Raw genomic sequence first — 23,758 nt, 5'->3', positions numbered from 1 at the left:
CTCAGTAGATGCGCTTGGCGAGCGCGATCGGCTTGGTGTCCTCGTTCAATGCCTTGAGGTTCACCGGCTTGTATTCGAGGCGGTCGCCCTCGCTGAACCACAGCGTGTGCTTGAGCCATTCGTGATCGTTGCGGCCGTTGGGGAATTCCGGCGTATCAGGCGCATCGTCGCGCACGTGGGCGCCGCGAGACTCCTTGCGCGCATCGGCCGAGACGATGGTGGAGCGCGCCACTTCGATCAGGTTGTCGAGTTCCAGCGCCTCAATGCGGGCAGTGTTCCAGACCTTGGACTTGTCCTTGATCTCGGTGCGGCGCGCACGTTCCGCAACTTCCTTCATGTGCGTGACACCTTCGCTGAGGAGATCGGCAAAACGGAACACGCCGGCATGCTTCTGCATGGTGCGCCGCATGTCCTGGCCCACCTCGAACACGCTCTCGCCGTCTTTCTGATTGTCGAGGCGGTTCAGACGCGACATCGAACGCTCGGAGGCGTCCACCGGCAGCGGGCGCAGTGGCAGGTTGCCCGACTCGATGTCCTCCACCACCGTCTCACCCGCCGACTTGCCGAACACCAGCAGATCAAGCAGCGAGTTGGTGCCAAGGCGGTTGGCGCCGTGCACCGAAGCGCAGGCGCATTCGCCCGCGGCATAGAAGCCGACCACCGGCGCGGAGGGGTCGTCGTTCTTCGGAACGACCACCTGGCCTTTGTAGTTGGTCGGAATGCCGCCCATCTGGTAGTGGCAGGTCGGGACCACCGGAATCGGCTCGCGGATGGGGTCGACGCCGGCAAAACGGATGGCGATCTCGCGGATGCCCGGCAGGCGCTTCATGATGGTTTCCGGCGCCAGGTGCGTGATGTCGAGCAGCACGTAGTCCTTGTCCGGGCCACAACCACGGCCTTCGTTGATCTCGGTGGTCATGGCGCGCGAAACCACGTCGCGCGAGGCCAGATCCTTGAGGTTGGGCGCGTAGCGCTCCATGAAGCGCTCGCCCGAGGCGTTGCGCAGGATTCCGCCCTCGCCGCGCACGCCTTCGGTGATCAGCACGCCCGCGCCGGCCACGCCGGTCGGGTGGAACTGCCAGAACTCCATGTCCTCAAGCGGGATGCCGGCGCGCGCCGCCATGCCGCAGCCGTCGCCGGTGTTGATGAAGGCATTGGTGGAGCTGTGGTAGATGCGCCCGGCGCCGCCGGTGGCGAAGATCGTGGCACGGCTGTGGAAGATCGCGACCTCGCCGGTTTCCATTTCCAGCGCGGTGACGCCCAATACGTTACCGAAGGCGTCGCGGATCAGGTCCAGCGCCATCCACTCGACGAAGAAATGCGTGTTGGCGCGCACGTTGCGCTGATACAGCGCATGCAGCATGGCGTGGCCGGTGCGGTCGGCCGCCGCACAGGAGCGCGAAACCGGCGTCTGGCCGTAGTTCTGCGAATGACCGCCGAACGGGCGCTGGTAGATCTTGCCGTTGTCGAGACGGTCGAACGGCATGCCGTAATGCTCGAGTTCGACGACCACCTCGTTGGCACGACGGCACATGAACTCGATGGCGTCCTGGTCGCCCAGCCAGTCCGACCCTTTGACGGTGTCGTACATATGCCAATGCCAGTTGTCTTCGGTGGAGTTGCCCAGCGAAGCGGCCACGCCCCCCTGCGCCGCAACGGTGTGCGAGCGCGTCGGGAAGACCTTCGTCAGCACGGCTGTTTTCAGGCCCGATTCAGCCAGTTGCAGGGCGGCACGCAAGCCGGCACCACCGGCGCCGACGATCACTGCGTCGAAAGTGTGCTTCGCAATAGTCACGCCGACAGCCTCCAGAGAATCTGCGCCGCCCAGCCGGCATAGCCGACGAGCAGGAACACCACGATGACGTGCAGCGCAAGCCGCAGGCCGGTGGGTTTGATGTAGTCCATGAAGATGTCCCGGACACCGATCCACGCGTGGTAGAACAGCGCCAGGAAGAACAGGAAGGTGGTGAAAGCCATGAAGCCGCCCGCGAAGAGGGCTTGCCACGAGGCATGACTGAAATCCGGCAGCATCAACACGCGCACGCCGAACAACACGGTGTAGAACGCCATATAAACCGCGGTGGCGCGCTGGGCGATCCAGTCTTTCAGGCCGTAGTGAGCACCGACGACAATGCGCTTCACCATAGAGCCACCCCGATGGCGACGGTCAGCGCAACGCTCACGACCAGCACGATCACAGAGCTGCGGCGCGCGGCGGCAAGATCGCTGCCCACATGCACGTCGAGCAGCAGGAAGCGGATGCCCGCACAGAAGTGATGCAGGTACGCCCACAGCAGGCCGAACAGAACCAGCTTGACCAGCGGATTGGAGACAACGTCACGGTAGGCGTCATAGGCCACCGGCGAGCCCAGGCTGCGATCGAACAGCCACAGCAGCAACGGCAACATCAGAAACAAACCGGCACCACTGACACGGTGCAAGATGGAAACGATGCCCGGCAAGGGCAAGCGTATCTGATGCAGCGCCAGAAACTTGGGGCGCTTACGCGCCGTTGAATCCGACATCTCGTCCAACCTCCCGAAAAGCAGCCTTGAAGGCTAAGGTACTGAGGCCGCCTGCAGCTGCGACCAGATCTTTCAGTTCAGTTCGTTCAGATAGAAGTGGTCGTCGGTGAGATACAACCCCCGACGCCACTCCACCGGCTTGTCACCGTATGTATAGGTCACGCGCTCGACCGACAGAAGCGGCTTGCCTTCCGGCACTTTCAAGGCCTCGGCCGCAGAGCGATCCGCCGCAACAGCCCGAATGCTCTCGCTGGCTCGGATCATGCGCACACCGAAACGGTTTTCGAACAGGCTGTACAGCGAACTCTTCCAGGATTGCAGGAGTTCGAGGGTTAGACCCTGGAACTGCTCACCCGGCAGATAGATTTCATCCACTACGACCGGTTTGCCACCAAAGCGCAGCAGTCGGCGTACGATGATGATCGGGTCGCCCTGCTTCAGGCCCAGCATGCGCGAGGCCTCATTGCCCGCCTTGGCGCGCCAGCACTCCAGCGGCAGGCTCTCGGGCGTGGCCAGCGGGCCATCTTCTGGCACCAAGCGCAGAAAGCGGAACAGCGCGCGCGGATCCTGATGGGAGGCCACGAAGGTGCCTTTGCCTTGCCGACGCATCAACAGATTCTCGGCGGCCAGCTCATCAACCGCCTTGCGCACGGTGCCTTGCGACACGCCGAAGCGCGCAGCAAGCTCCTGCTCACTCGGAATGAGCTGCCCCGGCTGCCATTCACCAGCCTCAAGCGCCTGAATCATCAGGCCTTTGATCTGGCGGTACAGCGGGCTGAAGGTGGGTGATTCGTGAGCCATCGGCGCATTTCAGCACAAAAATTTTGTGACGTCTATCCATCATCTCTTGTCTTATATAAGACATAAGATATGATTTCATTGATTTTGACATCTGCGGCATCCGCTACTAACATCTGCGCGCCCGTCGAAGCCACTGTGATTCCGGCAGATTCTTTGCTTTCGCAGGGCCAAGTCCGATTCTACAAACATCTGTTTTGAGGGAGCATTGAAATGAGCAAATCCCCCGTTCGCGTCGCCGTCACCGGTGCCGCCGGCCAGATTGGCTACAGCCTGCTGTTCCGTATCGCCAGCGGCGAAATGCTCGGCAAGGATCAACCGATCATCCTGCAATTGCTGGACCTGCCCCAGGCGCAAAAGGCGCTGGCTGGCGTGATCATGGAGCTGGAAGACTGCGCGTTCCCGCTGCTCGCCGGCATCACCGCCAGTGACGACCCGAACGTGGCGTTCAAGGACGCTCAGGTTGCCCTGCTGGTCGGCGCCCGCCCGCGTGGCCCCGGCATGGAACGCAAGGATCTGCTCTCCGAAAACGCCAAGATCTTCACCGTTCAAGGCGCGGCCATCGGCCAGCACGCCTCGCCGGATTGCAAAGTATTGGTGGTCGGCAACCCCTGCAACACCAACGCCTTCATCGCCATGAAAACGGCCGAGAAGTTCGGTCGCGTGCCGGCGAAGAACTTCACCGCCATGCTGCGCCTGGACCACAACCGCGCGCTGTCGCAGCTCGCCACCAAGAGCGGCCGTGACGTTTCCAGCCTGAAGAAGCTGGTGGTGTGGGGCAACCACTCGCCCACCATGTACGCCGATTACCGTCTGGTCACGTCGGGAAGCGACAGCGTCAAAGACCTGATCAACGACGAAACCTGGAACCGCGACACCTTCCTGCCCACCGTCGGCAAGCGTGGTGCGGCCATCATCGAAGCACGCGGCCTGTCGTCGGCCGCCTCGGCCGCCAACGCCGCCATCGACCACATCCGCGACTGGTGGCTGGGTTCGCATGGTGAATGGGTCACCATGGGCGTTCCGTCCGACGGCAGCTACGGCGTACCCGAAGGCATCATCTTCGGCGTACCCTGCATCACGAAGAACGGTGAATACGAAGTGGTCAAAGGCCTCGAATTCGACGACTTCTCGAAAGAGCGCATCAAGCGCACGCTCGACGAACTGCTCGAAGAGCGCGAAGGCGTGAAAGACCTGCTCGGCTGATCGCCGCGTCACACACCAAAAACGCACGGCGCGCCGTGCGTTTTTTTTCGCCTGCGAGTCGGCAAATGGCCGCCCTGCTTGCAGACGAAGCACACCAAGCGGGCATTGATCGCCATTCCGGGCGAAAATACGCCCAAGCCGCAATCGAGAAATCACCATGACCTCCGCCCAACACCCCTCGGACGTTCTGTTCGACGCAGAAAAGCCCTTTCCCATCCTGCCCGCCGTTGACCACTACGCCGGCTCGGAAAAACTCATGCGCAAGGCGCTGGCCCTGCAAGCGGACCTCGGCCCGATTTTCGACGTGACGCTGGATTGTGAAGACGGCGCGCACGCCGGGGCGGAGGCGGCACATGCGCAGATGGCCGCAGAGATTGCCGCCGGCTCGGACAACCGCTTCGGCCGCGTCGGCGCACGCATCCATGATCTGAGCCACCCGCTGTGGCAACAGGATCTCGACATTCTGGTGCGCGGGGCTGGCTGCCGGCTGGCCTTTCTCACGCTTCCGAAAGCGCGCTCTGCGGCCGATGTGCGCATTCAGGTGGAGACCCTGCGCCGCATCGAAGGCGAACACGGCATCGAACGCCCGATCCCGGTCCACGTGCTGATCGAAACCCACGGCGCCCTGCGCGAAATCTGGCAGATCGTGGCCATCGACGGCGTGGAGTCGGTGGACTTCGGCATCATGGATTTCGTCTCGGCCCATCATGGCGCCCTGCCCGGCTCCGCCATGGTCAGCCCGGGGCAATTCACTCACCCGGTGGTGGTGCGCGCCAAGTGCGAAATGGTGGCGGCTGCTCTGGCTCACGGCGTGGTGCCCGCGCACAACGTCACCACCGAACTACGCGACACCGAGCACATCCGCAACGACGCATTGCGTGCACGCAGCGAATTCGGCTTTCTGCGCATGTGGAGCATCCACCCGAACCAGATCGTGCCGATCGTCGAGGCCATGCGCCCGGACTTCTCCGAAGTGCAGGCAGCAAGCGAGATCCTGCTGGCTGCGCAGGACATGGCCTGGGGCCCGATCCAGCACGATGGCAAACTGCACGACCGCGCCTCGTACCGTTATTACTGGGAACTGCTGGCGCGCGCTCACGCCACCGGCATGGGTATCGACAGCGAAGCCAAACGACGCTTTTTCGCCTGACATCAACGCGGCGATGTGCACTTTTGCACATCTTCGATGCATTACAATGCGCGCATGAGCAGCCCGACCAGCCATCCCGTTGAGAACACGGTACTTTTTCTCGACGTTGTGAACAGTGTTCGCCTCTACGAGCAGAGCGGCGATCACAAGGCGTTCTCAGTGGTCACTGCCTGCCTGCAACACGCCAGCACAGTAGTCACCAACCGCGGTGGCCGCGTCGTCAAACACACCGGCGACGGCCTGATGGCCGTTTTCTCGAACCCCGAGGCAGCCGCCGACTCGGCCATCGGCATTCACCTCGCAATGCGCGACAACCCTACGCTCGGCAATCAGCCACTGGGGGTGCGCATCGGCTTCCACACCGGCCCCTTGCTGCAAAGCGGCACTGACGTGTTCGGCGAAACCGTCAATCTGGCTGCGCGCATCGCCGCACTGGCATCGGCCGGCCGAGCCCTCACCACCGCAACCAGCCTGGAAGCCATGGGAGCGCCTTGGCGTGAGCGTCTGTCCGCCGTGGCCTCGCGCCCGGTGCGCGGCCTCAACCAGCCGGTCGAACTGTATGAGCTGCGCTGCGAGCCAGGCGGCGAGACCACCAGCGTGCTCGGTTTCGACCCGACGCAGCAAGAGAGCATCGAACTGCGCCTGCGCTACAGCCTCGGTTGGCGCATGGTGAATGCCTGGAGGCCCGTGCTGCGCATCGGACGCGGGCCGACTTCCGACCTCGTGCTGGAAGACCAGCGCGCGTCGCGCCAGCACGCCGAAATCGAGCTGCGCGGCAACAAATTCGTGCTATCCGACCGCAGCAGCAACGGCACCTACGTCACCATAGGCAATGCCCCCGAGTTCATCCTCAGCCGGGAAGATGCGGTATTGCACGGCACAGGCTGGCTGTCATTCGGGCGCAGTCGCAACGAAACGCCGTTTGCCATCGAATTTTTCTGCAGCTGAAAACAAACAGGGCGCCGATGGCGCCCTGTTTGTTTGCTGCAGCCTGCGATCAGACTTCGACGCTATCGGCCACTTCACGGAACTCCGCGATCTGGTCGAAGTTCATGTAGCGGTAGATGTCCGCAGCCTTGTCATTGACCACCTGCACTTGAGCGAGATACTCGGCCGGCGTCGGGATACGGCCCATCAAAGCGCACACCGCCGCCAGTTCGGCTGAGCCCAGATACACGCGCGTATCAATGCCCAAACGGTTGGGGAAGTTGCGCGTGGAGGTCGACATGGCCGTGCTGCCCTTGCGAATCTGCGCCTGGTTGCCCATGCACAGCGAGCAGCCCGGCATTTCCATGCGCGCACCGGATTTGCCCAGCACCGAGTAGTAGCCCTCTTCGTTGAGGATCATCGCGTCCATCTTGGTCGGCGGCGCGATCCACAAGCGGGTGGGAATATCGCTCTTGCCGTCGAGCACCTTGCCGGCAGCGCGGAAGTGGCCGATGTTGGTCATGCACGAACCGATGAACACTTCGTCGATGGTGTCGCCCGCCACTTCGGACAGCGGCTTCACGTCGTCCGGATCGTTCGGGCAGGCCACCAGCGGCTCCTTGACGTCGGCCAGATCGATTTCGATCACGGCGGCGTACTCGGCATCGGCATCGCCGTGCATCAGTTGCGGGTCGGCGATCCACGCTTCCATGGCCTGAATGCGGCGCGTCAGCGTGCGCTTGTCTTCGTAGCCGTTGGCAATCATCCACTTCATCAGCGTGATGTTCGAGCGCATGTATTCGATGATCGGCGCCTTGTCGAGGTGCACCGTGCAACCAGCGGCAGAGCGCTCGGCCGACGCGTCGGAGAGCTCGAAGGCCTGCTCCACCTTGAGCTCGGGCAAGCCCTCGATTTCGAGAATGCGGCCGGAGAAGATGTTCTTCTTGCCCTTCTTCTCGACCGTCAGCAGACCTTGCTGAATGGCGTAGTACGGAATTGCATTGACCAGATCGCGCAGCGTCACGCCGGGCTGCATCTGGCCCTTGAAGCGCACCAGCACCGATTCGGGCATGTCGAGCGGCATCACGCCGGTAGCAGCCGCAAACGCCACTAGGCCGGAGCCGGCCGGGAAGGAGATACCGATCGGGAAGCGCGTATGGCTGTCGCCGCCGGTGCCGACGGTATCGGGCATCAGCAGACGGTTGAGCCAGGAGTGGATCACGCCGTCACCCGGCTTGAGCGACACGCCACCACGGTTGGTGATGAAGCTCGGCAGCTCGCGATGCATGCGCACATCCACCAGCTTGGGGTAAGCGGCGGTATGGCAGAACGACTGCATCACCAGATCGGCCGAGAAACCCAGACAGGCGAGATCTTTCAACTCATCACGCGTCATCGGCCCGGTGGTGTCCTGCGAGCCTACCGTGGTCATGCGCGGTTCGCAGTAGGTGCCCGGGCGAATGCCTTGCCCCGCCGGCAAGCCGCAAGCGCGGCCAACCATTTTCTGCGCCAGCGTGAAGCCCTTGCCGGAATCGGCCGGCGCCTGCGGCAGACGGAACAGCGTGGACGGCGGCAGCCCGAGTGCCTCGCGAGCACGCGTGGTGAGACCACGACCGATGATCAGCGGGATACGGCCACCAGCACGCACCTCGTCGAGAATCACCGGCGTCTTGAGCGTACTCTCGGCGATCACTTCGCCGTTCTTCAACGCGGTGACGGTGGCAGCGGCGGCGTCGATGCGCAGCTCGATCTCGTCGCCCATCTCCATTTGCCCGACATCGATTTCGACCGGCAAGGCGCCGGCATCTTCCATGGTGTTGAAGAAAATGGGCGCGATCTTGCTGCCCAGACACACGCCACCGAAGCGCTTGTTCGGCACGTAGGGAATGTCTTCGCCGGTGAACCACAGCACCGAGTTGGTCGCCGACTTGCGCGACGAACCGGTTCCCACGACGTCACCGACATACGCCACGACGTTGCCGCGCTCGCGCAGATCCTGCAGAAATTTCACCGGGCCGCGCGTACCGGCCTCTTCAGGCTCAATGCCGGCACGCGGGTTCTTCAGCATGGCCAGCGCGTGCAGCGGAATGTCCGGACGCGACCATGCATCCGGCGCCGGCGACAGGTCATCCGTATTGGTTTCGCCAGTGACTTTGAACACCGTCACTTTCATCGAAGCCGGAATCTCGGGGCGGCCGGTAAACCACTCAGCGTCGGCCCACGACTGCATCACCTCCTGCGCATTGGCATTGCCACCCTTGGCAAGATCCTTGACGTCGTGGAAATAGTCGAACATCAGCAGGGTTTTCTTGAGGCCCTCGGCCGCAATCGTGCCTACCTCAGCGTCGCCGAGCAGATCGATCATCGGCTTGATGTTGAAACCGCCGAGCATCGTGCCGAGCAGTTCTGTAGCCTTGGCACGGGAGACAAGGTCACACTGCAGTTCGCCACGCGCCACCTTGGCGAGAAACTCCGCTTTCACCTTGGCCGCGTCATCCACACCGGCCGGTACGCGATGGGTCAGCAGTTCGAGCAGAAAGGCATCCTCCCCGGCCGGCGGGCTGGAGAGCAGGTCGATCAGCTCGACGGTTTGCTGACGCGACAGCGGAAGCGGCGGAATGCCGAGCGCGGCGCGTTCGGCGACGTGGTCACGGTAGGCTTGCAGCATGTGGGATCCTTGAAATGAAAGAAACGCCCCGCAGGGTTGGCGGGGTAGATTATATGTCTTTTATAAGACTTGCGCAGGGCACGCCAGACGTTGCATCCTGCAAAACTGTGTCGCGAACCGGTCGCGCCGACTACAGTCACTACTGTGCGTCGCGTCGCCGCTTCGCAACTCGCCAGACCGCCGACATAGGAGCCCTTCGATGACGCCCCATAACCTCTTCGACACGCTCAAGCCGATTTCGGAAACAGAAGAGACCACGCTGCACTACTCACTGCCGGCGCTCGAAGCGGCCGGGGTTGGCAAGGTTTCGCGACTCCCGGTTTCGCTGCGTATCGTACTCGAAGCCGTGCTGCGTAACTGCGACGGGCGCCGCATTACCGAAGAACACGTGCGCGAACTGGCCGCCTGGAAGCCCAACGCCGAGCGCACCAGCGAAATCCCCTTCGTTCTCGCACGCGTGGTGCTGCAGGACTTCACCGGCGTGCCCTTGCTGTGCGACCTCGCCGCCATGCGCGACATCACTGCCGCACAAGGCGCCGACCCCAAGCGCATCGAACCCCTGGTGCCGGTGGATCTGGTGGTCGACCACTCCGTGCAGGTGGACGAATACGGCACTGCCATCGCACTGCGTCGCAACATGGAGCTGGAGTTCGAACGCAACCGCGAGCGCTATCAGTTCATGAAATGGGGCATGCAGGCCTTCGATACCTTCCGCGTCGTACCGCCTGGCATTGGCATCGTCCACCAAGTGAATCTGGAATACCTCTTCCGCGGCGTGCGCAGCCAAACGCTCGACAAGACCACCGTGCTGTTCCCGGACACTCTGGTCGGCACCGATTCGCACACCACCATGATCAACGGCGTGGGCGTCGTGGGCTGGGGCGTGGGCGGCATCGAAGCTGAAGCGGCCATGCTGGGCCAACCGGTGTACATGCTCACGCCTGATGTCGTCGGCGTGGAACTCAGCGGCTCGCTGCCTGAAGGCGTAACAGCCACCGACCTGGTACTGACCGTCACGGAAATGCTGCGCCGAGAAAAAGTGGTCGGGCAATTCGTGGAATTTTTTGGCGAAGGCACCAGATCACTCGGGGTGACCGACCGCGCCACGATCGCCAACATGGCCCCGGAGTACGGTGCCACGATGGGCTTCTTCCCGGTCGACGAAAAGACCGTGGAGTACATGCGCAACACCGGACGCAGCGATGAAGACTGCGCTCGCTTCGAGGCTTACTTCCGCGCCCAAGGGCTGTTCGGCGTGCCGCGCAGTGGTGAGGTCGATTACTCGCGCACGCTGCACCTCGACCTGCGCTCGATCGTGCCGTCGCTGGCCGGCCCGAAGCGCCCGCAAGACCGCATCCGCCTCGCAGACATGGACGAGCGGCTCACGCACCTGCTTGCGCTCCCCGCCGTCGACGATGGCTTCGGCGTACCGGAATCCGCGCTGGGCCCGCGCGTACCGACAGATCTACCCAATGTGACACTCGGCCACGGCGACATCCTGATTGCGGCCATCACTTCGTGCACCAACACCAGCAACCCCGCCGTACTGATCGCTGCCGGCCTGCTCGCACAGAAGGCCGTTGCCAAAGGGCTCAGCGTCGCGCCGCATATCAAGACGTCGTTGGCGCCGGGCTCACGCGTGGTAACGGACTACCTCGAGCGTGCCGAACTCATGGAACCGCTGGCGCGCCTCGGCTTCACGCTGGCCGGCTACGGTTGCACCACCTGTATCGGCAACTCCGGCGACCTCGCCCCGGAACTCAACAAGGCCATCCAGGACAACAACATCGTTGCTGCCGCGGTGCTGTCGGGCAACCGCAACTTCGAAGCGCGCATCCACCCGAACATCCGCGCCAACTTCCTGGCTTCGCCGCCGCTGGTCGTCGCGTTCGCAATCGCCGGACGCGCCAACATCGACCTCACCCATGAACCGCTTGGCACCGGCACCGACGGACATCACGTCTACCTCAAGGACATCTGGCCCACTTCCGAGGAAATCAACGCCGTCATGCCGTATGCGCAAGACCCGGCGACCTTCCAACGGCTGTACAGCGATTTCACCAAGGGCCACGACCTGTGGAACGACATCTCGGCCCCTCAAGGGCAAGTGTACGACTGGCCCGAATCCACTTACATCGCCCGCCCGCCCTTCTTTGAAGGCTTCTCGAAGGACCCGGCGCCGATCAACGACATCCGCAACGCCCGCCCGCTGTTGCTGCTGGGCGACTCGGTCACCACCGACCACATTTCCCCGGCAGGCTCGTTCAACGAAAAGTCGCCCGCTGGCGCGTGGCTGCTCGAACAAGGCGTAACGCGCCGCGAATTCAACTCTTATGGCTCACGCCGCGGCAATCATGAAGTGATGATGCGCGGCACCTTCGCCAATGTGCGCCTGAAGAATCTGATGCTGCCCCCGAAAGAGGACGGCTCCCGCGTGGAAGGTGGCTTTACCTTGCTGAACGGCAAGCAAGTACCGGTCTTCGACGCCGCGAATGCCATGATGGCCGCCGGCACCCCCGGCATCATCTTCGCCGGCGAGGAGTACGGCACAGGCTCAAGCCGCGACTGGGCCGCAAAAGGCACCAGCCTGCTGGGTGTCCGCGCCGTGGTTGCACGCAGCTTCGAACGCATTCACCGCTCCAACCTAGTCGGCATGGGCGTGCTTCCCTTGCAGTTCCTCGGTGATCAGTCGTGGCAACAACTCGGCCTGGTGGGTGACGAAACCTTCGACATCCTGGGCATTTCGGGCAAACTCTCGCCCCAGCAAAAACTCACGCTGACCATTCATCGGGCGAACGGAAGCACCGAGGCCATCGAATTGCTGTGCCGCATCGACACCCCCATCGAGGTCGAGTACTACCGGCACGGCGGGATACTGCCCTTCGTGTTGCGTGACATCCTGCAGGGAGGTAAATGAATCATCCATTTACCTTGCGCGACAGGATCGACATCCTGTATGATTCCGCGTTTCAAGAATTCCGAACCTGGAGCATCAAATGGCTCGCGTCTGCCAAGTGACCGGTAAAGCACCGATGGTGGGTAACAACGTTTCCCACGCGAACAACAAGACCAAGCGCCGCTTCCTGCCCAACCTGCAGAACCGCAAGTTCTGGAGCGAAGCCGAGAACCGCTGGATCCGCCTGCGCGTATCCAACGCCGCCCTCCGCACCATCGACAAGAACGGCATTGATTCCGTCGTTGCCGATCTCCGTGCGCGCGGCGAGAAAATCTGACGCGCAACCACAAGACTGAACGGAGAACAGCATGGCCAAGGGCGCACGCGAAAAAATCAAGCTGGAATCGACCGCTGGTACGGGTCACTTCTACACCTGCTCGAAGAACAAGCGCACCACCCCGGGTAAGCTTGAATTCATGAAGTACGACCCGGTCGTACGCAAGCACGTGATCTACAAAGAAACGAAGCTCAAGTAATCCATCGAGCTACGGACAAAAAAAAGCCGCTGATTCAGCGGCTTTTTCGTTTCCAGGCGCCCTTTCAGACACTTGGCTTGGTGCGTGCTTCAGGCTTTCTGAATGTTAGAAGCCTGCTTACCCTTCGGCCCCTGGGTCACTTCGAAGCTGACCTTTTCACCTTCTTTCAGGGATTTGAAGCCCGCCATGTTGATGGCGGAAAAGTGTGCGAAGAGATCTTCGCTGCCGTCGTCCGGGGTGATGAAACCGAAACCCTTGGAGTCGTTGAACCACTTAACGGTACCAGTTGCCATATTGCCTAGATCCTTCAAATGAACAGAGGTGCGCGAGCGGAGCCCACGGGTGCCGGGATGCCGAGTGAGTTTCCGCCACCGCTGAACAGCCCTGAAAGCCAAGACTGACACGGATTTGGTCTGTTACTTTGCACCTAACACGAATTCTGCTTTTACGCACTTGCATTCTGAGCGTCAACACTTTATTGCCGGATTCAATCAATCCGCATCACAGCGTCGTCACGACGCCACAAAACAGCCTTTGAAACACTGCGATCAGTGGTTGAAATTCATGCACTTAGCCCCCACCTCTGCACCATGCAGCGCAACAAAAACCATGTTGCGAAAGTGCCCAAAACCCGCATTCCGCGCGCCCTCTACGACGTATTGCACTCTGCGCCGACTGGATTAGAATGACTCGCATGGCCACCCACAAACAGAGCGAACACGTAGCAGAAGCGGAACGAACGAGCACCAAGCCGCCTCCACTCTTCAAGGTGCTGCTGCTCAACGATGACTTCACCCCAATGGAGTTTGTCGTGATCGTACTGCAGCAATTTTTCGGCATGGATCGCGAACGAGCGATGCGAGTCATGCTCCAAGTACACACGGAAGGTTCAGGCGTTTGCGGCGTTTTCCCCAAGGACGTTGCATCGACCAAAGTCGAGCAGGTCGTGTCTTTTGCCCGGCAGCACCAGCATCCACTGGCATGCGTGATGGAGGAAAACTGAGAATGATCGCCCAGGAGCTTGAAGTCAGTCTTCACATGGCATTTGTCGAAGCCCGGCAGAAGCGGCACGAGTTCATCACGGTTGAACACCTGCTGCTCGCGCTGATCGACAATCCGTCCGCAGCCGAGGTATTGAAGGCCTGCGCAGCGAATATCGAGGAGCTGCGCCGCGAACTGACCAATTTCATTACCGAGCACACCCCGAAAGTCGAGAACGTAGAGGAAGTCGACACCCAGCCCACGCTGGGCTTCCAGCGCGTGATTCAACGCGCCATCCTGCACGTTCAGTCTTCGGGCAAGAAAGAAGTCACCGGTGCCAATGTGCTGGTCGCGATCTTCGGCGAGAAAGACTCGCACGCCGTATATTTCCTGCAGCGCCAGAAGATTTCCCGTCTCGACGTAGTGAATTTCATCTCGCACGGCATCGCCAAATCGCCGCAGCAAGGCGCCGCCCCGCAGGCGCGCAACGAAACCGAGCAGGAGCAAGAGCAGGAAGCCGCTCCGTCCGGAGGAGCCCTCGAGAACTTCACGCAGAACCTCAACCAGCAGGCCTTGATCGGCAAGATCGACCCGCTGATCGGACGTGAGAAAGAAGTCGAGCGCGTCATCCAGACTCTGTGCCGCCGCCGCAAGAACAACCCGCTGCTGGTAGGCGAAGCCGGGGTCGGCAAGACGGCCATTGCAGAAGGTCTGGCTCGCCGCATCGTGGAAGATCGCGTGCCTGACATCCTCAAGGGTGCTCAGGTGTATTCGCTCGACATGGGGGCTTTGCTTGCCGGCACCAAGTACCGCGGTGACTTCGAACAGCGCCTCAAGGCGGTGCTGAAGCAATTGCGCGAAGCCGACAATGCCATCTTGTTCATCGACGAAATCCACACGCTGATCGGAGCGGGTGCGGCCTCGGGCGGAACGCTCGACGCCTCCAACCTGCTCAAGCCTGCGTTGTCTTCGGGCCAGCTCAAGTGCATCGGCGCCACGACCTATGCCGAGTTCCGCCAGATTTTCGAGAAGGATCACGCGCTGTCGCGGCGCTTCCAGAAGATCGATGTGGTCGAGCCAAGCGTCGCCGAGACCGTAGAGATCCTGAAAGGGCTGAAGAGCCGTTTCGAGGAGCATCACAACATCAAGTATTCGTCGGCGGCGCTGTCGTCCGCCGCGGAATTGGCTGCGCGTTACATCAATGACCGTCACCTCCCTGACAAGGCCATCGATGTCATCGACGAGGCCGGTGCGGCCCAACGCATCCTGCCGAAATCACGTCAGCGCAAGCTCATCGGCCGCGCCGAGATCGAAGAGATCGTTGCCAAGATCGCGCGCATTCCGCCTCGCTCGGTATCGAACGATGATCGCCAGTCGCTGCGCACGCTCGACCGCGACCTGAAGAACGTCGTGTTTGGTCAGGATGCGGCCATCGAGGCGCTCTCCAAGGCCATCAAGATGTCTCGCTCCGGTCTCGGCAACCCGCAGAAGCCGATCGGCAGTTTCCTGTTCAGCGGCCCCACCGGTGTCGGCAAAACCGAGGTTGCTCGTCAGCTTGCCTACACGCTGGGTATCGAGCTGGTGCGCTTCGACATGTCGGAATACATGGAGCGCCATGCCGTGTCTCGTCTGATCGGTGCGCCTCCTGGCTATGTCGGCTTCGACAACGGTGGTTTGCTGACGGAAGCCGTCACCAAGAAGCCGCACTGCGTACTACTGCTCGACGAGATCGAGAAGGCGCATCCCGACATCTATAACATCCTGCTGCAGGTGATGGATCACGGCGCACTGACGGACAACAACGGTCGTCAGGCCGATTTCCGCAACGTCATCATCATCATGACCACCAACGCTGGCGCAGAAGCAATGCAGAAGACTGTGATGGGCTTCTCCGCCAAGCGCGAGTCGGGTGATGAGATGGGCGAAATCAAGCGCATGTTCTCGCCGGAATTCCGCAATCGCCTGGATGCCACAATCTCCTTCGGCGCGTTGACCAACGAGATCATCCTGAAGGTGGTCGACAAGTTCCTGATGCAACTGGAAGCTCAGCTGCACGAGAAGAAGGTCGAAGCTCACTTCAGCGACGAGTTGAAGACGTGGCTGGCTTCGGAAGGCTTCGACCCGTTGATGGGCGCCCGTCCCATGGCTCGACTGATCCAAGACACCATCCGCTCGGCTTTGGCCGACGAACTGCTGTTCGGCCGCCTGGCCAACGGTGGCGATGTCACCATCGACCTCGACCCGAACGGAAAGGTAAAGCTGGTGTTCGACGAGGAAGAAGCGGCTCAGACCACGCACTGAGTCTTTTCTGCAGCCCCAACGACAAAGCAGCCTCAGGGCCGCTTTGTCGTTTCAGACCGGCGTCACCGCATCACCCACGCGGAGCTGGGCGCTTCTTGCCCTCGCGGGGATGCGCAGGACGCTCGTCAAACACCTTGCGCTGCTCTTCGTCCAGCACGGCATACAGCTTCTCCGCAGCCGCGCGCGTCTTGCGCACTTGCTCAAGGCGGGCTTCGGCGGCTTCTTCCATGTGACTCATCCGCTCAAGCGTCGTCACGGTCTCTTTCTTGTCTGCGCGCTTGTCGTGTCCCGGGCGGCCGTCGGTCACCGTCTTGCGAAAATCGTCCCATGCCGGCCGTTGGTCGGCACGCAGTGTCAGGCGCTCCGACAGGCCATCAAGGCGCTCGGTCATGCGTTCTGCGTGGCGCTCTTTCATCGCGGCTACCTTTTCAGCACGCGGTGTAGAGCGCTCACCGTCCGCCGCTTGGGCCAGCGCCGAACCGGAAGTAGCCACGCCGGCGGTCAGCAGGGCAACGATCATCAGCGATTTACTCATGCGGATACTCATCTTCATGTTCCTCCTGAAGGCGAGACCGGCGGCATGCCGATCTTCGACAGGGGCATTTGATCAAATCGATGTAAGCCCGATTTGTCGGTAATGCGGAGAAATGAGTTGCCGTGTATCGCCGAAGCCACTCGATACCCTGGGATACAAAGTGACGCTCAACGCGTGGCCAGGCGCTCGCGAATCTGCTGCAGGGTCGATGGATCTTCAATGGTCGTGAGATCGCCGGGCTCGCGACCTTCGGCCAAGGCCTGAATGGCCCGCCGAAGCATCTTGCCGGAGCGGGTCTTGGGCAAGCCTGACACGAAGAACACCCGTGAGGGCCTGGCAATGGCGCCCAGATGCGCGTCAACGGCACGCATCACCTCGGCCTCCAGTCGCACGACCGCTTCGGGCGACGCCTCCGCGTCAGCACTCTTCAGCACGGCGAAAGCCATGGGCACCTGCCCCTTGATATCGTGTGTCACGCCGACCACGGCGACCTCGGCAACCCCGGGATGCCTTTGAATGGCCTCTTCGATTTCTCGCGTTCCCAGCCGATGCCCCGCTACGTTGATGACGTCATCGATGCGCCCCAGGATGCTGTAGTAACCGTTCTGATCGCGTATCCCCCAGTCGGATGAGGAATACACGAGCGGCTCGCGGAACAGGCTGAAGTAGTTGGAGACGAAGCGCTCATCTTGCCCCCACACCGTGCTGAGGCACCCTGGAGGCAGCGGCGGAACGATGCCCAGCACGCCTTTTTCATCCGCGCTGCACTCGCTCCCGTCTTCACGAAACAGGCGCAGATCGTAGCCATAAACGGGAAAACCGGGCGAGCCATGCTTGATTGGGAAAGCCTCGACCCCGGGCTGGATGGCGAGTATCGGCCAGCCGCTCTCGGTCTGCCAGTAGTTGTCGATGACTGGAATCCCCAGCTCGGTGGCGATCCAGCGATGCGTGGTTTCGTCGAGCGGCTCGCCCGCCAGAAAGAGATGCTTCAGCGACGACAGATCCGAGCGCTTCAGCCACATCGGGGCCTGCTTCTTGAGAACTCGAATCGCCGTGGGAGCCGAGAACATGACATTCACCCGATATTTCTCGACCAGGCGCCACCAGATGCCCGGATCGGGCCGTAGCGGAGTGCCTTCGTACATCAATGTGGCCATGCCGGCAATCAGCGGCGCATAAATGATGTAGCTGTGCCCCACGACCCAGCCGATGTCCGAGGTGACGAACATCGTCTCACCAACCTGCCCGGTGAAGATGTACTTCATCGATGCCGCCAGTGCCACGCAGTAGCCGCCGGTATCACGCTGCACGCCCTTGGGCTTGCCGGTGGTACCTGAGGTGTACAGGATGTAGCTCGGCTCGCTCGACTCCATCCACACCACGGGCACGACGGCATCAACGTGCTTGCGCCGCAGCTCCGCGTAGTCGACATCACGCCCTTCGACTCGGGCAAAACCCTGATCGATACCGCGATCCACGATGAGCACATGTTCAGGCGGGTGGCTGGCGAGCCTGCACGCCTCGTCGACCAACGGTTTGTAGGCTACGGCTTTGCCGTTGCGCATGCCTGCATCGGCGCTGACCATCAACACCGGCTGAGCATCGTCGATGCGAGTCGCCAGCGATGACGCGGCAAAACCGCCGAACACGACGGAGTGGATCGCACCGATGCGCACGCACGCCAGCATGGCGAAGCAGGCTTCCGGGATCATCGGCATGTAGATCAGCACGCGATCCCCCTTCCGGACACCCAGATCAAGGTAGATCGCCGCCATGCGCTCGACTTCGCGCAGCAACTCTTCGTAGCTGTAGGTGCGTTCGATGCCGGTTTCGGTAGAGACAAAAATCAGCGCAGGGTCGCGGGGGCGCCCCAAGGCATGGCGATCAACCGCGTTGTGACACAGATTCGTGGTGCCGCCAACGAACCACTTGGCAAACGGCGGGCGGGAGTAATCACAGATGGTCTGGGGCGCATGCTGCCACTCGATCAGCTCGGCCTGCTCGCGCCAGAAGGCATCACGATCCTCGATCGAGCGCCGATGGAATGCTGTGTATGCCGACATGTCCCCTCCTCCGCATACCGTTCAATGCTTGAGCGGCCTCCCCTCTTTGCGGAGGATGACCGCAGCTTGACTCACTCCCTGCCGTTCTTGCCGCTCTCCCGCTGCATGATCACCGCCTCAAGCTTTTCGATCGGCATTCCGAGCGGATGGATTTGTTCGATGCGCGCCAGAAGCGGCAAGAGCGTGGCCAACACCTCGGGGACACGTTCACTGACGCCGTCTTCATCGCCAAGACGCAATCGCCCGAGAATCTGATCGATGCTCACCAAGCCCTTCAGCAGCCTCTCGACGACCTCGCGGGTAACCTCCCCCTCATTGCCCACAACCCGGCTTCCGCCAGCGGACTGAGCCTGCTCCATGCGAGCAGTGGCACGCTCGATCAAACCCTCCAGAGTGGCGACGTCATCCACGTACGAACTCGCCACACCAACCGACACCCCGATGCGAATCTTCTCGTCACGATAAGTCATCGTCAGCTTGTCGATAGCCGTTTGCAAGCGCAGGGCAAAGGCACAACTGGCGACCATGTCGGCCAGCGAGGAGAGCACGGCGAATCTTCCGGGAGCCAGTTCGCTCACGGTGTCTTCGTGACGCACCTTGCTGGAGAGAATTCCGCGCAAACGGCGAGCGATGAGTGCCGCCAACTCGGCTCCCCGGCGCGCCTCCAGACCCGCGAAATCATCGATCGAAACCACCATCACGCTGATGCTGCCGCGGCTGCGGCGCGCCAGTGCAAGATCCTGGCTTCCGCGCCAGTTCAGATAGGAACGCGTGGCCAGCCCGGACACCGGATCGAGCGGACTCTGATTGGCCAGCGCCTCTCGGCTGGCTTCAAGCTCCCGGCTGGTCTGACCGAGCTTGCTCAAGGAATCGAGCCGTGCGATCAATTCGGCAGCGCCGATTCCCTTGGTAATGAAATCATTGGCGCCGAGCTGCCGCGCGCGCTCACAGGCCTCGTCGTCTTCGTCGCCCGAAATGACGATCACCGGAAGCCTCTGCAAACGCGGTATGCGCGAGGCGCGCAAACGCTCGATCAGACCGTAGCCATCGAGTATGGGCATGCCGAGATCGGTGACCACCAACTCGATGGCCGAATCGATCAGCAGCGCTTCCCACGCCGACTGACCATCGGACTCTTCGCGACAATCGAAACGGCCACGGATCTGCTTGATGATGCTGGCCCGCACCATGCGCGAATCATCGACGATCAACAGCCGAGGCTGACTTACCTGCTCTGCACTCATCAAGCCCTCATCAGGCGGAAATACGCACGACGGTGCGTCCCTTGACCTTGCCGGCGATGAAATCATCGAATGCGGCAGGCAGCTCATCGAACGAAATCTGGTGACTCAGGCGCTGCAGATGGCGCGGCTTCAAGTCGCCCGCGAGACGTTCCCACACCTGCTGACGCAGCGGGAAGCCAGTGTTGGCGGAATCAATGCCGAGCAGGCTGACGCCCCGCAATATGAACGGAAACACGGTAGTGTCGAGCCGGAAATCCGCAGCATTTCCAATACTGGCAACAGCGCCTCCGAGCTTCATTGAAGCCAACACCCAGTGGAGGATGCGCCCACCGACATTGTCCACCGCGCCCGCCCACTGCGCAGCCTCCAGTGGCCGCAACTTGTCGAAGTCGATTTCGTCACGCAACTTCACTGCGCTGGCACCGAGGCTGATCAGATAGTCGGCCTCGGCGGCCTTGCCGGTGAGCGCCACCACCTCATAGCCAAGCCCGGCCAGCATGTCGATGACCAGACCACCTACACCACCTGTCGCGCCGGTCACCACAACGGGCCCTTGCGCAGGCGTCAGGCCGCAAGCTTCCATGCGCATCACGGCAAGAGCCGCGGTGAAGCCGGCCGTACCAAGTGACATCGACTCCAGCAGATCCAGCCCCGCCGGCAGTTTCACCACCCAGTCCGACGGCACCCGGGCAAGCTCCGCAAAGCCGCCGTGATGCGCAACGCCGATATCGAAGCTGGTGGCGATGACCTCGTCGCCGGCCGCGAAGCGGGGGTCGCTGCTGGCCACCACCACGCCCGCCATGTCGATGCCGCCCACACAGGGGAAGCGACGGATGATCTTGCCAGCCCCGGTGGCCGCGAGGGCATCCTTGTAGTTGATGCCCGAATAACGTACTTGAAGGGTGACTTCGCCAGCGTCGAGGTCGTCGGCGCTCATGGATGTGAGCCGCCCCGACACGTTGCGCTGATCGTCCTGAGTGATCAGAAAAGCCTTGAATGTCGAATTCATCTGCCCCCCTGTACGCTGCTGGCGCAGCCCGGTTGAAAAGATTATAGCCACACCGCTAAGACCCTCCAGCGCTTCTGTTTTGGGGGCAGACTGGCCATAATCATCGTCATACACGCATCCATTGCGAGCCCGAATGAGCATACTCGAAAAGCCGCTGAGTTCCGCCCGCGCCTATGTGGACTTCCTCTCGCAGCAACCACTGCCGGTGCTGCGCCAGACAGCCCGCCAGATCGAGACCATGCGGGCGCAACGCGAGACCATCAATGCGCGCCAGCTGGCGGGCGTGGTGCTGGGCGACCCGCTCTTTGCGATCCGCCTTCTGGTGTGGATGGAAGAGCATCGCAATCGCTTGCGCAACCACGACATCACCACGCTCGACCGAGCCATCATGATGATGGGGCTCGATCCGTTCTTCGATGAGTTCTCGGACCTTCCCACGGTGGAGGAACAGCTCGCAGACCGCCCCGACGCCTTGATCGAAGTGCTGCATGTGTTCGCGTGGGCACGGCGCGCAGCACACCATGCACGTGACTGGGCCATCCTGCGGCATGACATCGATGTGGACGAGGTCGCTCTGGCGACCTTGCTAAGACCCGCCTGCGAGATCCTGCTGTGGGTGTTCGCACCCACTTTGGCAAGCGACATCCGCAAGCATTTGAAGGACAACCCGCGCATTCGCACGCTCGTTGCCGAACATGCAGTGCTTGGCTGCACCGAGCGGGACATTCAGCTTGGGCTCGCCCATGCGCTGCATTTTCCGGCATTGCTGATCACGTTGATGGACGAGGCCCACGGCAGCAATCCTCGCGTGCGAAACGTGGCGCTGGCCATCGACTTCGCGCGACATTACGCCCGCGAGGACTGGAGCAGTCCGGTGCTGCGCAACGTATTCAATGATCTGCTGAAGTTGCTGCCGGTAGGGCGCGAGCAACTATTGGAACGCCTCGCTGTACCTCCCGAAGCGGTCGAGCACTGGAACACCCCAGCCGACGAACCCTAGGCGCTTCAACCGCCGCGCGATTCCAGCTCCACCCAGCGCGTCATCGCCTCTTCCAATTCGCTCTCGATGGCCTCCAGGCGTTGCTTGAGGCCCGGCACCTCTTCCGGGGCACTCTGATACAGGCCGGGGTCTGCGAGGCGTGCATGCACCGCCTCCTGCTCGGACTCCAGGTCGGCAAGGCGCTGCGGCAAGGCTTCTAACTCACGCTTTTCGTTGAACGATAACTTGGCCTCGCGCTTCGCTTCGCGCGGTTTCTCCGCCGCGGCGCGAGATTCCTTGCCAGCGTTCTTGGACGCCGCGGGTTGGCTCACGGCGTTGTCCCTGACACGCATCCAGTCCGCATAGCCACCGGCGTACTCTCCCCAGCGCCCCTCGCCCTCATGGGCGATCACCTGCGTCACCACGTTGTCGAGAAATGCACGGTCGTGACTGACCAGAAACAGCGTGCCGTCGTAACTCGCCAGCAGCTCTTCAAGCAGATCGAGCGTTTCGATGTCGAGGTCGTTGGTCGGTTCGTCGAGCACCATCACGTTGGCCGGGCGTGCAAACAGACGCGCCAGCAAAAGGCGGTTGCGCTCTCCCCCCGACAACGACTTCACGGGCGAGCGCGCGCGCTGCGGTGCGAACAGGAAATCGCCGAGATAGCCAATGACGTGCTTGCGCTCGTTGCCGATCTCGATGAAATCCGACCCCGGGCTGATCACTTCCGTCAGCGGCAACTCAGGGTCGAGCTGCTCGCGCATCTGATCGAAGTACGCCACGGTCTGTCGCGTGCCACGGCGCACCAGGCCCTCATCGGGCTCAAGCTCGCCCAGAATGAGTTTCAGCAAAGTGGTCTTGCCTGCGCCATTCGGGCCGATCAGACCGATACGGTCGCCACGCAGAATGCGCGTGGAGAAGTCGCGCACCACGGTCTTGCCGCCGAAAGCCTTGGTGACGTCATGCAATTCGGCCACCATCTGGCCGCTGCGCTCACCCTGGTCCACGGCGAGTTTGACATCGCCGAGTCGATCCCGGCGCGCCACGCGGTCGCGGCGGAGGCTTTCAAGCCGTCGCACACGGCCTTCATTACGGGTCCGTCGTGCCTCGACGCCCTTGCGAATCCAAACTTCCTCTTGGGCCAAAAACTTGTCGAAACGAGCATTCGCCTTGGCTTCGGCCTCAAGCTCCTCCTCTTTGCGGGCCACGTAGTCGGAGAAACGACCGGGATAACTTTTGAGGCTGCCGCGGTCGAGTTCGATGATGCGCGTGGCCACGTTGTCGAGGAACACCCGGTCATGGGTGATCACCACCACGGCGCCACGGAAATCGCGAATCAGCCCTTCGAGCCAGAGGATGCCATCCAGATCGAGATGGTTGGTCGGCTCATCCAGCAGCAGCAGATCCGGCTCGGCCACCAACGCACGCGCCAGCGCCACACGCTTGATACCACCGCCGGAAAGCGCATCCGCACGCGCAGCGCCATCCAGCCCGACACGCACCAGCATCTCGTCCACACGCTGCCCCACGCGCCAGCCATCGGCGGCTTCGATATCGTGTTGCAAGGCTTCGAGCTCGGCCATGGCGGCATCGTCGGGGTTGCTGCCGAGGCTCTGCATGGCGGCATGATAGGCCACCAGCTTGCCGGCAATGTCGCCCAGGCCTTCGGCCACCACGGAATACACGTCCTGCTCCAGACTGAAGTCGGGCTCTTGCGGCACATACGCCACGCGCAAGCCCGGCTCGCGCCACAACAAGCCATCATCGAGTGCCGCCTGCCCGGCGCACGCGCGCAGCAAGCTGGATTTACCCGAGCCATTGCGCCCGATCAACGCCACGCGCTCACCCGCATCGAGCTGAAACGAGGCGTGGTCGAGCAACTCGACGTGGCCAAAGGCGAGGCAGGCGTTTTCGAGGGTCAGCAGAGGCATGAGGAGGAA

Annotated in this window: 20 protein-coding genes; 9 read left to right on the top strand and 11 right to left on the bottom strand. The window is 61.9% G+C overall.

Annotation, left to right across the window (positions count from 1 at the left end):
* Position 1 precedes the first annotated feature (1 nt).
* From sdhA to AC6H0W_RS08025, 4 genes are all read right to left on the bottom strand, one after another.
* Positions 2-1,795 (bottom strand): succinate dehydrogenase flavoprotein subunit, encoded by a 1,794-nt coding sequence (sdhA, locus tag AC6H0W_RS08040; RefSeq protein WP_497576635.1) that lies wholly within the window; start codon positions 1,793-1,795, stop codon positions 2-4.
* On the bottom strand, positions 1,792-2,145 hold the full coding sequence (sdhD, locus tag AC6H0W_RS08035; protein WP_497576634.1) for a succinate dehydrogenase, hydrophobic membrane anchor protein: 354 nt from the start codon (positions 2,143-2,145) through the stop codon (positions 1,792-1,794). The genes sdhA and sdhD overlap by 4 nt, the downstream gene beginning before the upstream one ends.
* Positions 2,139-2,525 carry a succinate dehydrogenase, cytochrome b556 subunit gene (gene sdhC, locus AC6H0W_RS08030; protein ID WP_497576633.1) on the bottom strand — a complete coding sequence of 129 codons (387 nt, stop codon included), beginning with the start codon at positions 2,523-2,525 and terminating at the stop codon, positions 2,139-2,141. Before sdhC ends, sdhD begins: the two co-directional genes overlap by 7 nt.
* A gap of 72 nt (positions 2,526-2,597) precedes the next feature.
* Positions 2,598-3,326, bottom strand: a complete 729-nt coding sequence (locus AC6H0W_RS08025) for a GntR family transcriptional regulator (protein ID WP_497576632.1) — start codon at positions 3,324-3,326, stop codon at positions 2,598-2,600.
* Positions 3,327-3,536: 210 nt separating this feature from the next.
* Between AC6H0W_RS08025 and AC6H0W_RS08020 the strand changes: the two genes are divergently transcribed.
* The 3 genes from AC6H0W_RS08020 to AC6H0W_RS08010 all read left to right on the top strand — a co-directional run bounded on the left by AC6H0W_RS08020 (position 3,537) and on the right by AC6H0W_RS08010 (position 6,627).
* The gene (locus tag AC6H0W_RS08020; RefSeq protein ID WP_497576631.1) at positions 3,537-4,529 is read left to right on the top strand and encodes a malate dehydrogenase; all 993 of its coding nucleotides are present in this window, start codon (positions 3,537-3,539) and stop codon (positions 4,527-4,529) included.
* Between the two features lie 157 nt (positions 4,530-4,686).
* Positions 4,687-5,679 (top strand): HpcH/HpaI aldolase/citrate lyase family protein, encoded by a 993-nt coding sequence (locus AC6H0W_RS08015; protein ID WP_497576630.1) that lies wholly within the window; start codon positions 4,687-4,689, stop codon positions 5,677-5,679.
* Positions 5,680-5,733: 54 nt separating this feature from the next.
* Complete coding sequence (locus AC6H0W_RS08010) at positions 5,734-6,627, top strand: FHA domain-containing protein (protein ID WP_497576629.1); 894 nt, start codon at positions 5,734-5,736, stop codon at positions 6,625-6,627.
* A 49-nt stretch (positions 6,628-6,676) separates the two neighbouring features.
* Here AC6H0W_RS08010 and acnB read toward each other — a convergent pair whose 3' ends face one another.
* On the bottom strand, positions 6,677-9,274 hold the full coding sequence (acnB, locus tag AC6H0W_RS08005) for a bifunctional aconitate hydratase 2/2-methylisocitrate dehydratase (protein WP_497576628.1): 2,598 nt from the start codon (positions 9,272-9,274) through the stop codon (positions 6,677-6,679).
* 199 nt (positions 9,275-9,473) lie between these two features.
* Here acnB and acnA point away from each other — a divergent pair, with 199 nt between their 5' ends.
* The 3 genes from acnA (at position 9,474) to rpmG (ending at position 12,706) form a co-directional block, all read left to right on the top strand.
* A complete protein-coding gene (gene acnA, locus AC6H0W_RS08000) occupies positions 9,474-12,191 on the top strand; it encodes an aconitate hydratase AcnA (protein ID WP_497576627.1) in 2,718 nt (905 codons plus the stop codon).
* A 79-nt stretch (positions 12,192-12,270) separates the two neighbouring features.
* The gene (rpmB, locus tag AC6H0W_RS07995) at positions 12,271-12,507 is read left to right on the top strand and encodes a 50S ribosomal protein L28 (protein WP_497576626.1); all 237 of its coding nucleotides are present in this window, start codon (positions 12,271-12,273) and stop codon (positions 12,505-12,507) included.
* Between the two features lie 31 nt (positions 12,508-12,538).
* On the top strand, positions 12,539-12,706 hold the full coding sequence (gene rpmG / locus AC6H0W_RS07990) for a 50S ribosomal protein L33 (RefSeq protein WP_497576625.1): 168 nt from the start codon (positions 12,539-12,541) through the stop codon (positions 12,704-12,706).
* 89 nt (positions 12,707-12,795) lie between these two features.
* On the opposite strand, the gene AC6H0W_RS07985 is transcribed toward rpmG, so the two are convergent.
* Positions 12,796-12,999, bottom strand: a complete 204-nt coding sequence (locus tag AC6H0W_RS07985) for a cold-shock protein (protein WP_497576624.1) — start codon at positions 12,997-12,999, stop codon at positions 12,796-12,798.
* 401 nt (positions 13,000-13,400) lie between these two features.
* Here AC6H0W_RS07985 and clpS point away from each other — a divergent pair, with 401 nt between their 5' ends.
* Both clpS and clpA read left to right on the top strand, forming a co-directional pair.
* On the top strand, positions 13,401-13,709 hold the full coding sequence (gene clpS / locus AC6H0W_RS07980) for an ATP-dependent Clp protease adapter ClpS (RefSeq protein WP_497576623.1): 309 nt from the start codon (positions 13,401-13,403) through the stop codon (positions 13,707-13,709).
* A gap of 2 nt (positions 13,710-13,711) precedes the next feature.
* On the top strand, positions 13,712-15,988 hold the full coding sequence (gene clpA / locus AC6H0W_RS07975) for an ATP-dependent Clp protease ATP-binding subunit ClpA (protein ID WP_497576622.1): 2,277 nt from the start codon (positions 13,712-13,714) through the stop codon (positions 15,986-15,988).
* Between the two features lie 70 nt (positions 15,989-16,058).
* Here clpA and AC6H0W_RS07970 read toward each other — a convergent pair whose 3' ends face one another.
* From AC6H0W_RS07970 to AC6H0W_RS07955, 4 genes are all read right to left on the bottom strand, one after another.
* The gene (locus tag AC6H0W_RS07970) at positions 16,059-16,541 is read right to left on the bottom strand and encodes a Spy/CpxP family protein refolding chaperone (RefSeq protein WP_497576621.1); all 483 of its coding nucleotides are present in this window, start codon (positions 16,539-16,541) and stop codon (positions 16,059-16,061) included.
* 149 nt (positions 16,542-16,690) lie between these two features.
* The gene (locus tag AC6H0W_RS07965) at positions 16,691-18,586 is read right to left on the bottom strand and encodes a propionate--CoA ligase (protein ID WP_497576620.1); all 1,896 of its coding nucleotides are present in this window, start codon (positions 18,584-18,586) and stop codon (positions 16,691-16,693) included.
* A gap of 71 nt (positions 18,587-18,657) precedes the next feature.
* Entirely contained in the window at positions 18,658-19,830 is a 1,173-nt protein-coding gene (locus tag AC6H0W_RS07960) for a GGDEF domain-containing response regulator (RefSeq protein ID WP_497576619.1), read from the bottom strand.
* 10 nt (positions 19,831-19,840) lie between these two features.
* Positions 19,841-20,839, bottom strand: a complete 999-nt coding sequence (locus tag AC6H0W_RS07955; protein ID WP_497576618.1) for an oxidoreductase — start codon at positions 20,837-20,839, stop codon at positions 19,841-19,843.
* A 133-nt stretch (positions 20,840-20,972) separates the two neighbouring features.
* Here AC6H0W_RS07955 and AC6H0W_RS07950 point away from each other — a divergent pair, with 133 nt between their 5' ends.
* Positions 20,973-21,839 carry an HDOD domain-containing protein gene (locus tag AC6H0W_RS07950; protein ID WP_497576617.1) on the top strand — a complete coding sequence of 289 codons (867 nt, stop codon included), beginning with the start codon at positions 20,973-20,975 and terminating at the stop codon, positions 21,837-21,839.
* A 5-nt stretch (positions 21,840-21,844) separates the two neighbouring features.
* Here AC6H0W_RS07950 and AC6H0W_RS07945 read toward each other — a convergent pair whose 3' ends face one another.
* Positions 21,845-23,749: an ATP-binding cassette domain-containing protein gene (locus tag AC6H0W_RS07945; RefSeq protein ID WP_497576616.1), complete on the bottom strand. Its 1,905-nt coding sequence runs from the start codon at positions 23,747-23,749 to the stop codon at positions 21,845-21,847.
* Between the last annotated feature and the right edge of the window lie 9 nt (positions 23,750-23,758).

The organism is Pseudazoarcus sp. NS20, from assembly GCF_059703745.1.
This window is presented reverse-complemented; position numbering and strand designations above follow the sequence as displayed.

Excerpts from the sequence above, each read along its gene's own strand:
- rpmB (WP_497576626.1), top strand. The coding sequence starts at position 12,271 with ATGGCTCGCGTCTGCCAAGTGACCGGTAAAGCACCGATGGTGGGTAAC.
- AC6H0W_RS07985 (WP_497576624.1), bottom strand. The coding sequence starts at position 12,999 with ATGGCAACTGGTACCGTTAAGTGGTTCAACGACTCCAAGGGTTTCGGT.
- AC6H0W_RS08025 (WP_497576632.1), bottom strand. The coding sequence starts at position 3,326 with ATGGCTCACGAATCACCCACCTTCAGCCCGCTGTACCGCCAGATCAAA.
- sdhD (WP_497576634.1), bottom strand. The coding sequence starts at position 2,145 with ATGGTGAAGCGCATTGTCGTCGGTGCTCACTACGGCCTGAAAGACTGG.
- AC6H0W_RS07965 (WP_497576620.1), bottom strand. The coding sequence starts at position 18,586 with ATGTCGGCATACACAGCATTCCATCGGCGCTCGATCGAGGATCGTGAT.
- AC6H0W_RS08020 (WP_497576631.1), top strand. The coding sequence starts at position 3,537 with ATGAGCAAATCCCCCGTTCGCGTCGCCGTCACCGGTGCCGCCGGCCAG.
- sdhC (WP_497576633.1), bottom strand. The coding sequence starts at position 2,525 with ATGTCGGATTCAACGGCGCGTAAGCGCCCCAAGTTTCTGGCGCTGCAT.
- AC6H0W_RS07945 (WP_497576616.1), bottom strand. The coding sequence starts at position 23,749 with ATGCCTCTGCTGACCCTCGAAAACGCCTGCCTCGCCTTTGGCCACGTC.
- AC6H0W_RS07950 (WP_497576617.1), top strand. The coding sequence starts at position 20,973 with ATGAGCATACTCGAAAAGCCGCTGAGTTCCGCCCGCGCCTATGTGGAC.
- AC6H0W_RS07970 (WP_497576621.1), bottom strand. The coding sequence starts at position 16,541 with ATGAAGATGAGTATCCGCATGAGTAAATCGCTGATGATCGTTGCCCTG.
- acnA (WP_497576627.1), top strand. The coding sequence starts at position 9,474 with ATGACGCCCCATAACCTCTTCGACACGCTCAAGCCGATTTCGGAAACA.
- rpmG (WP_497576625.1), top strand. The coding sequence starts at position 12,539 with ATGGCCAAGGGCGCACGCGAAAAAATCAAGCTGGAATCGACCGCTGGT.
- AC6H0W_RS07955 (WP_497576618.1), bottom strand. The coding sequence starts at position 20,839 with ATGAATTCGACATTCAAGGCTTTTCTGATCACTCAGGACGATCAGCGC.
- AC6H0W_RS08010 (WP_497576629.1), top strand. The coding sequence starts at position 5,734 with ATGAGCAGCCCGACCAGCCATCCCGTTGAGAACACGGTACTTTTTCTC.
- AC6H0W_RS07960 (WP_497576619.1), bottom strand. The coding sequence starts at position 19,830 with ATGAGTGCAGAGCAGGTAAGTCAGCCTCGGCTGTTGATCGTCGATGAT.
- acnB (WP_497576628.1), bottom strand. The coding sequence starts at position 9,274 with ATGCTGCAAGCCTACCGTGACCACGTCGCCGAACGCGCCGCGCTCGGC.
- clpS (WP_497576623.1), top strand. The coding sequence starts at position 13,401 with ATGGCCACCCACAAACAGAGCGAACACGTAGCAGAAGCGGAACGAACG.
- AC6H0W_RS08015 (WP_497576630.1), top strand. The coding sequence starts at position 4,687 with ATGACCTCCGCCCAACACCCCTCGGACGTTCTGTTCGACGCAGAAAAG.
- clpA (WP_497576622.1), top strand. The coding sequence starts at position 13,712 with ATGATCGCCCAGGAGCTTGAAGTCAGTCTTCACATGGCATTTGTCGAA.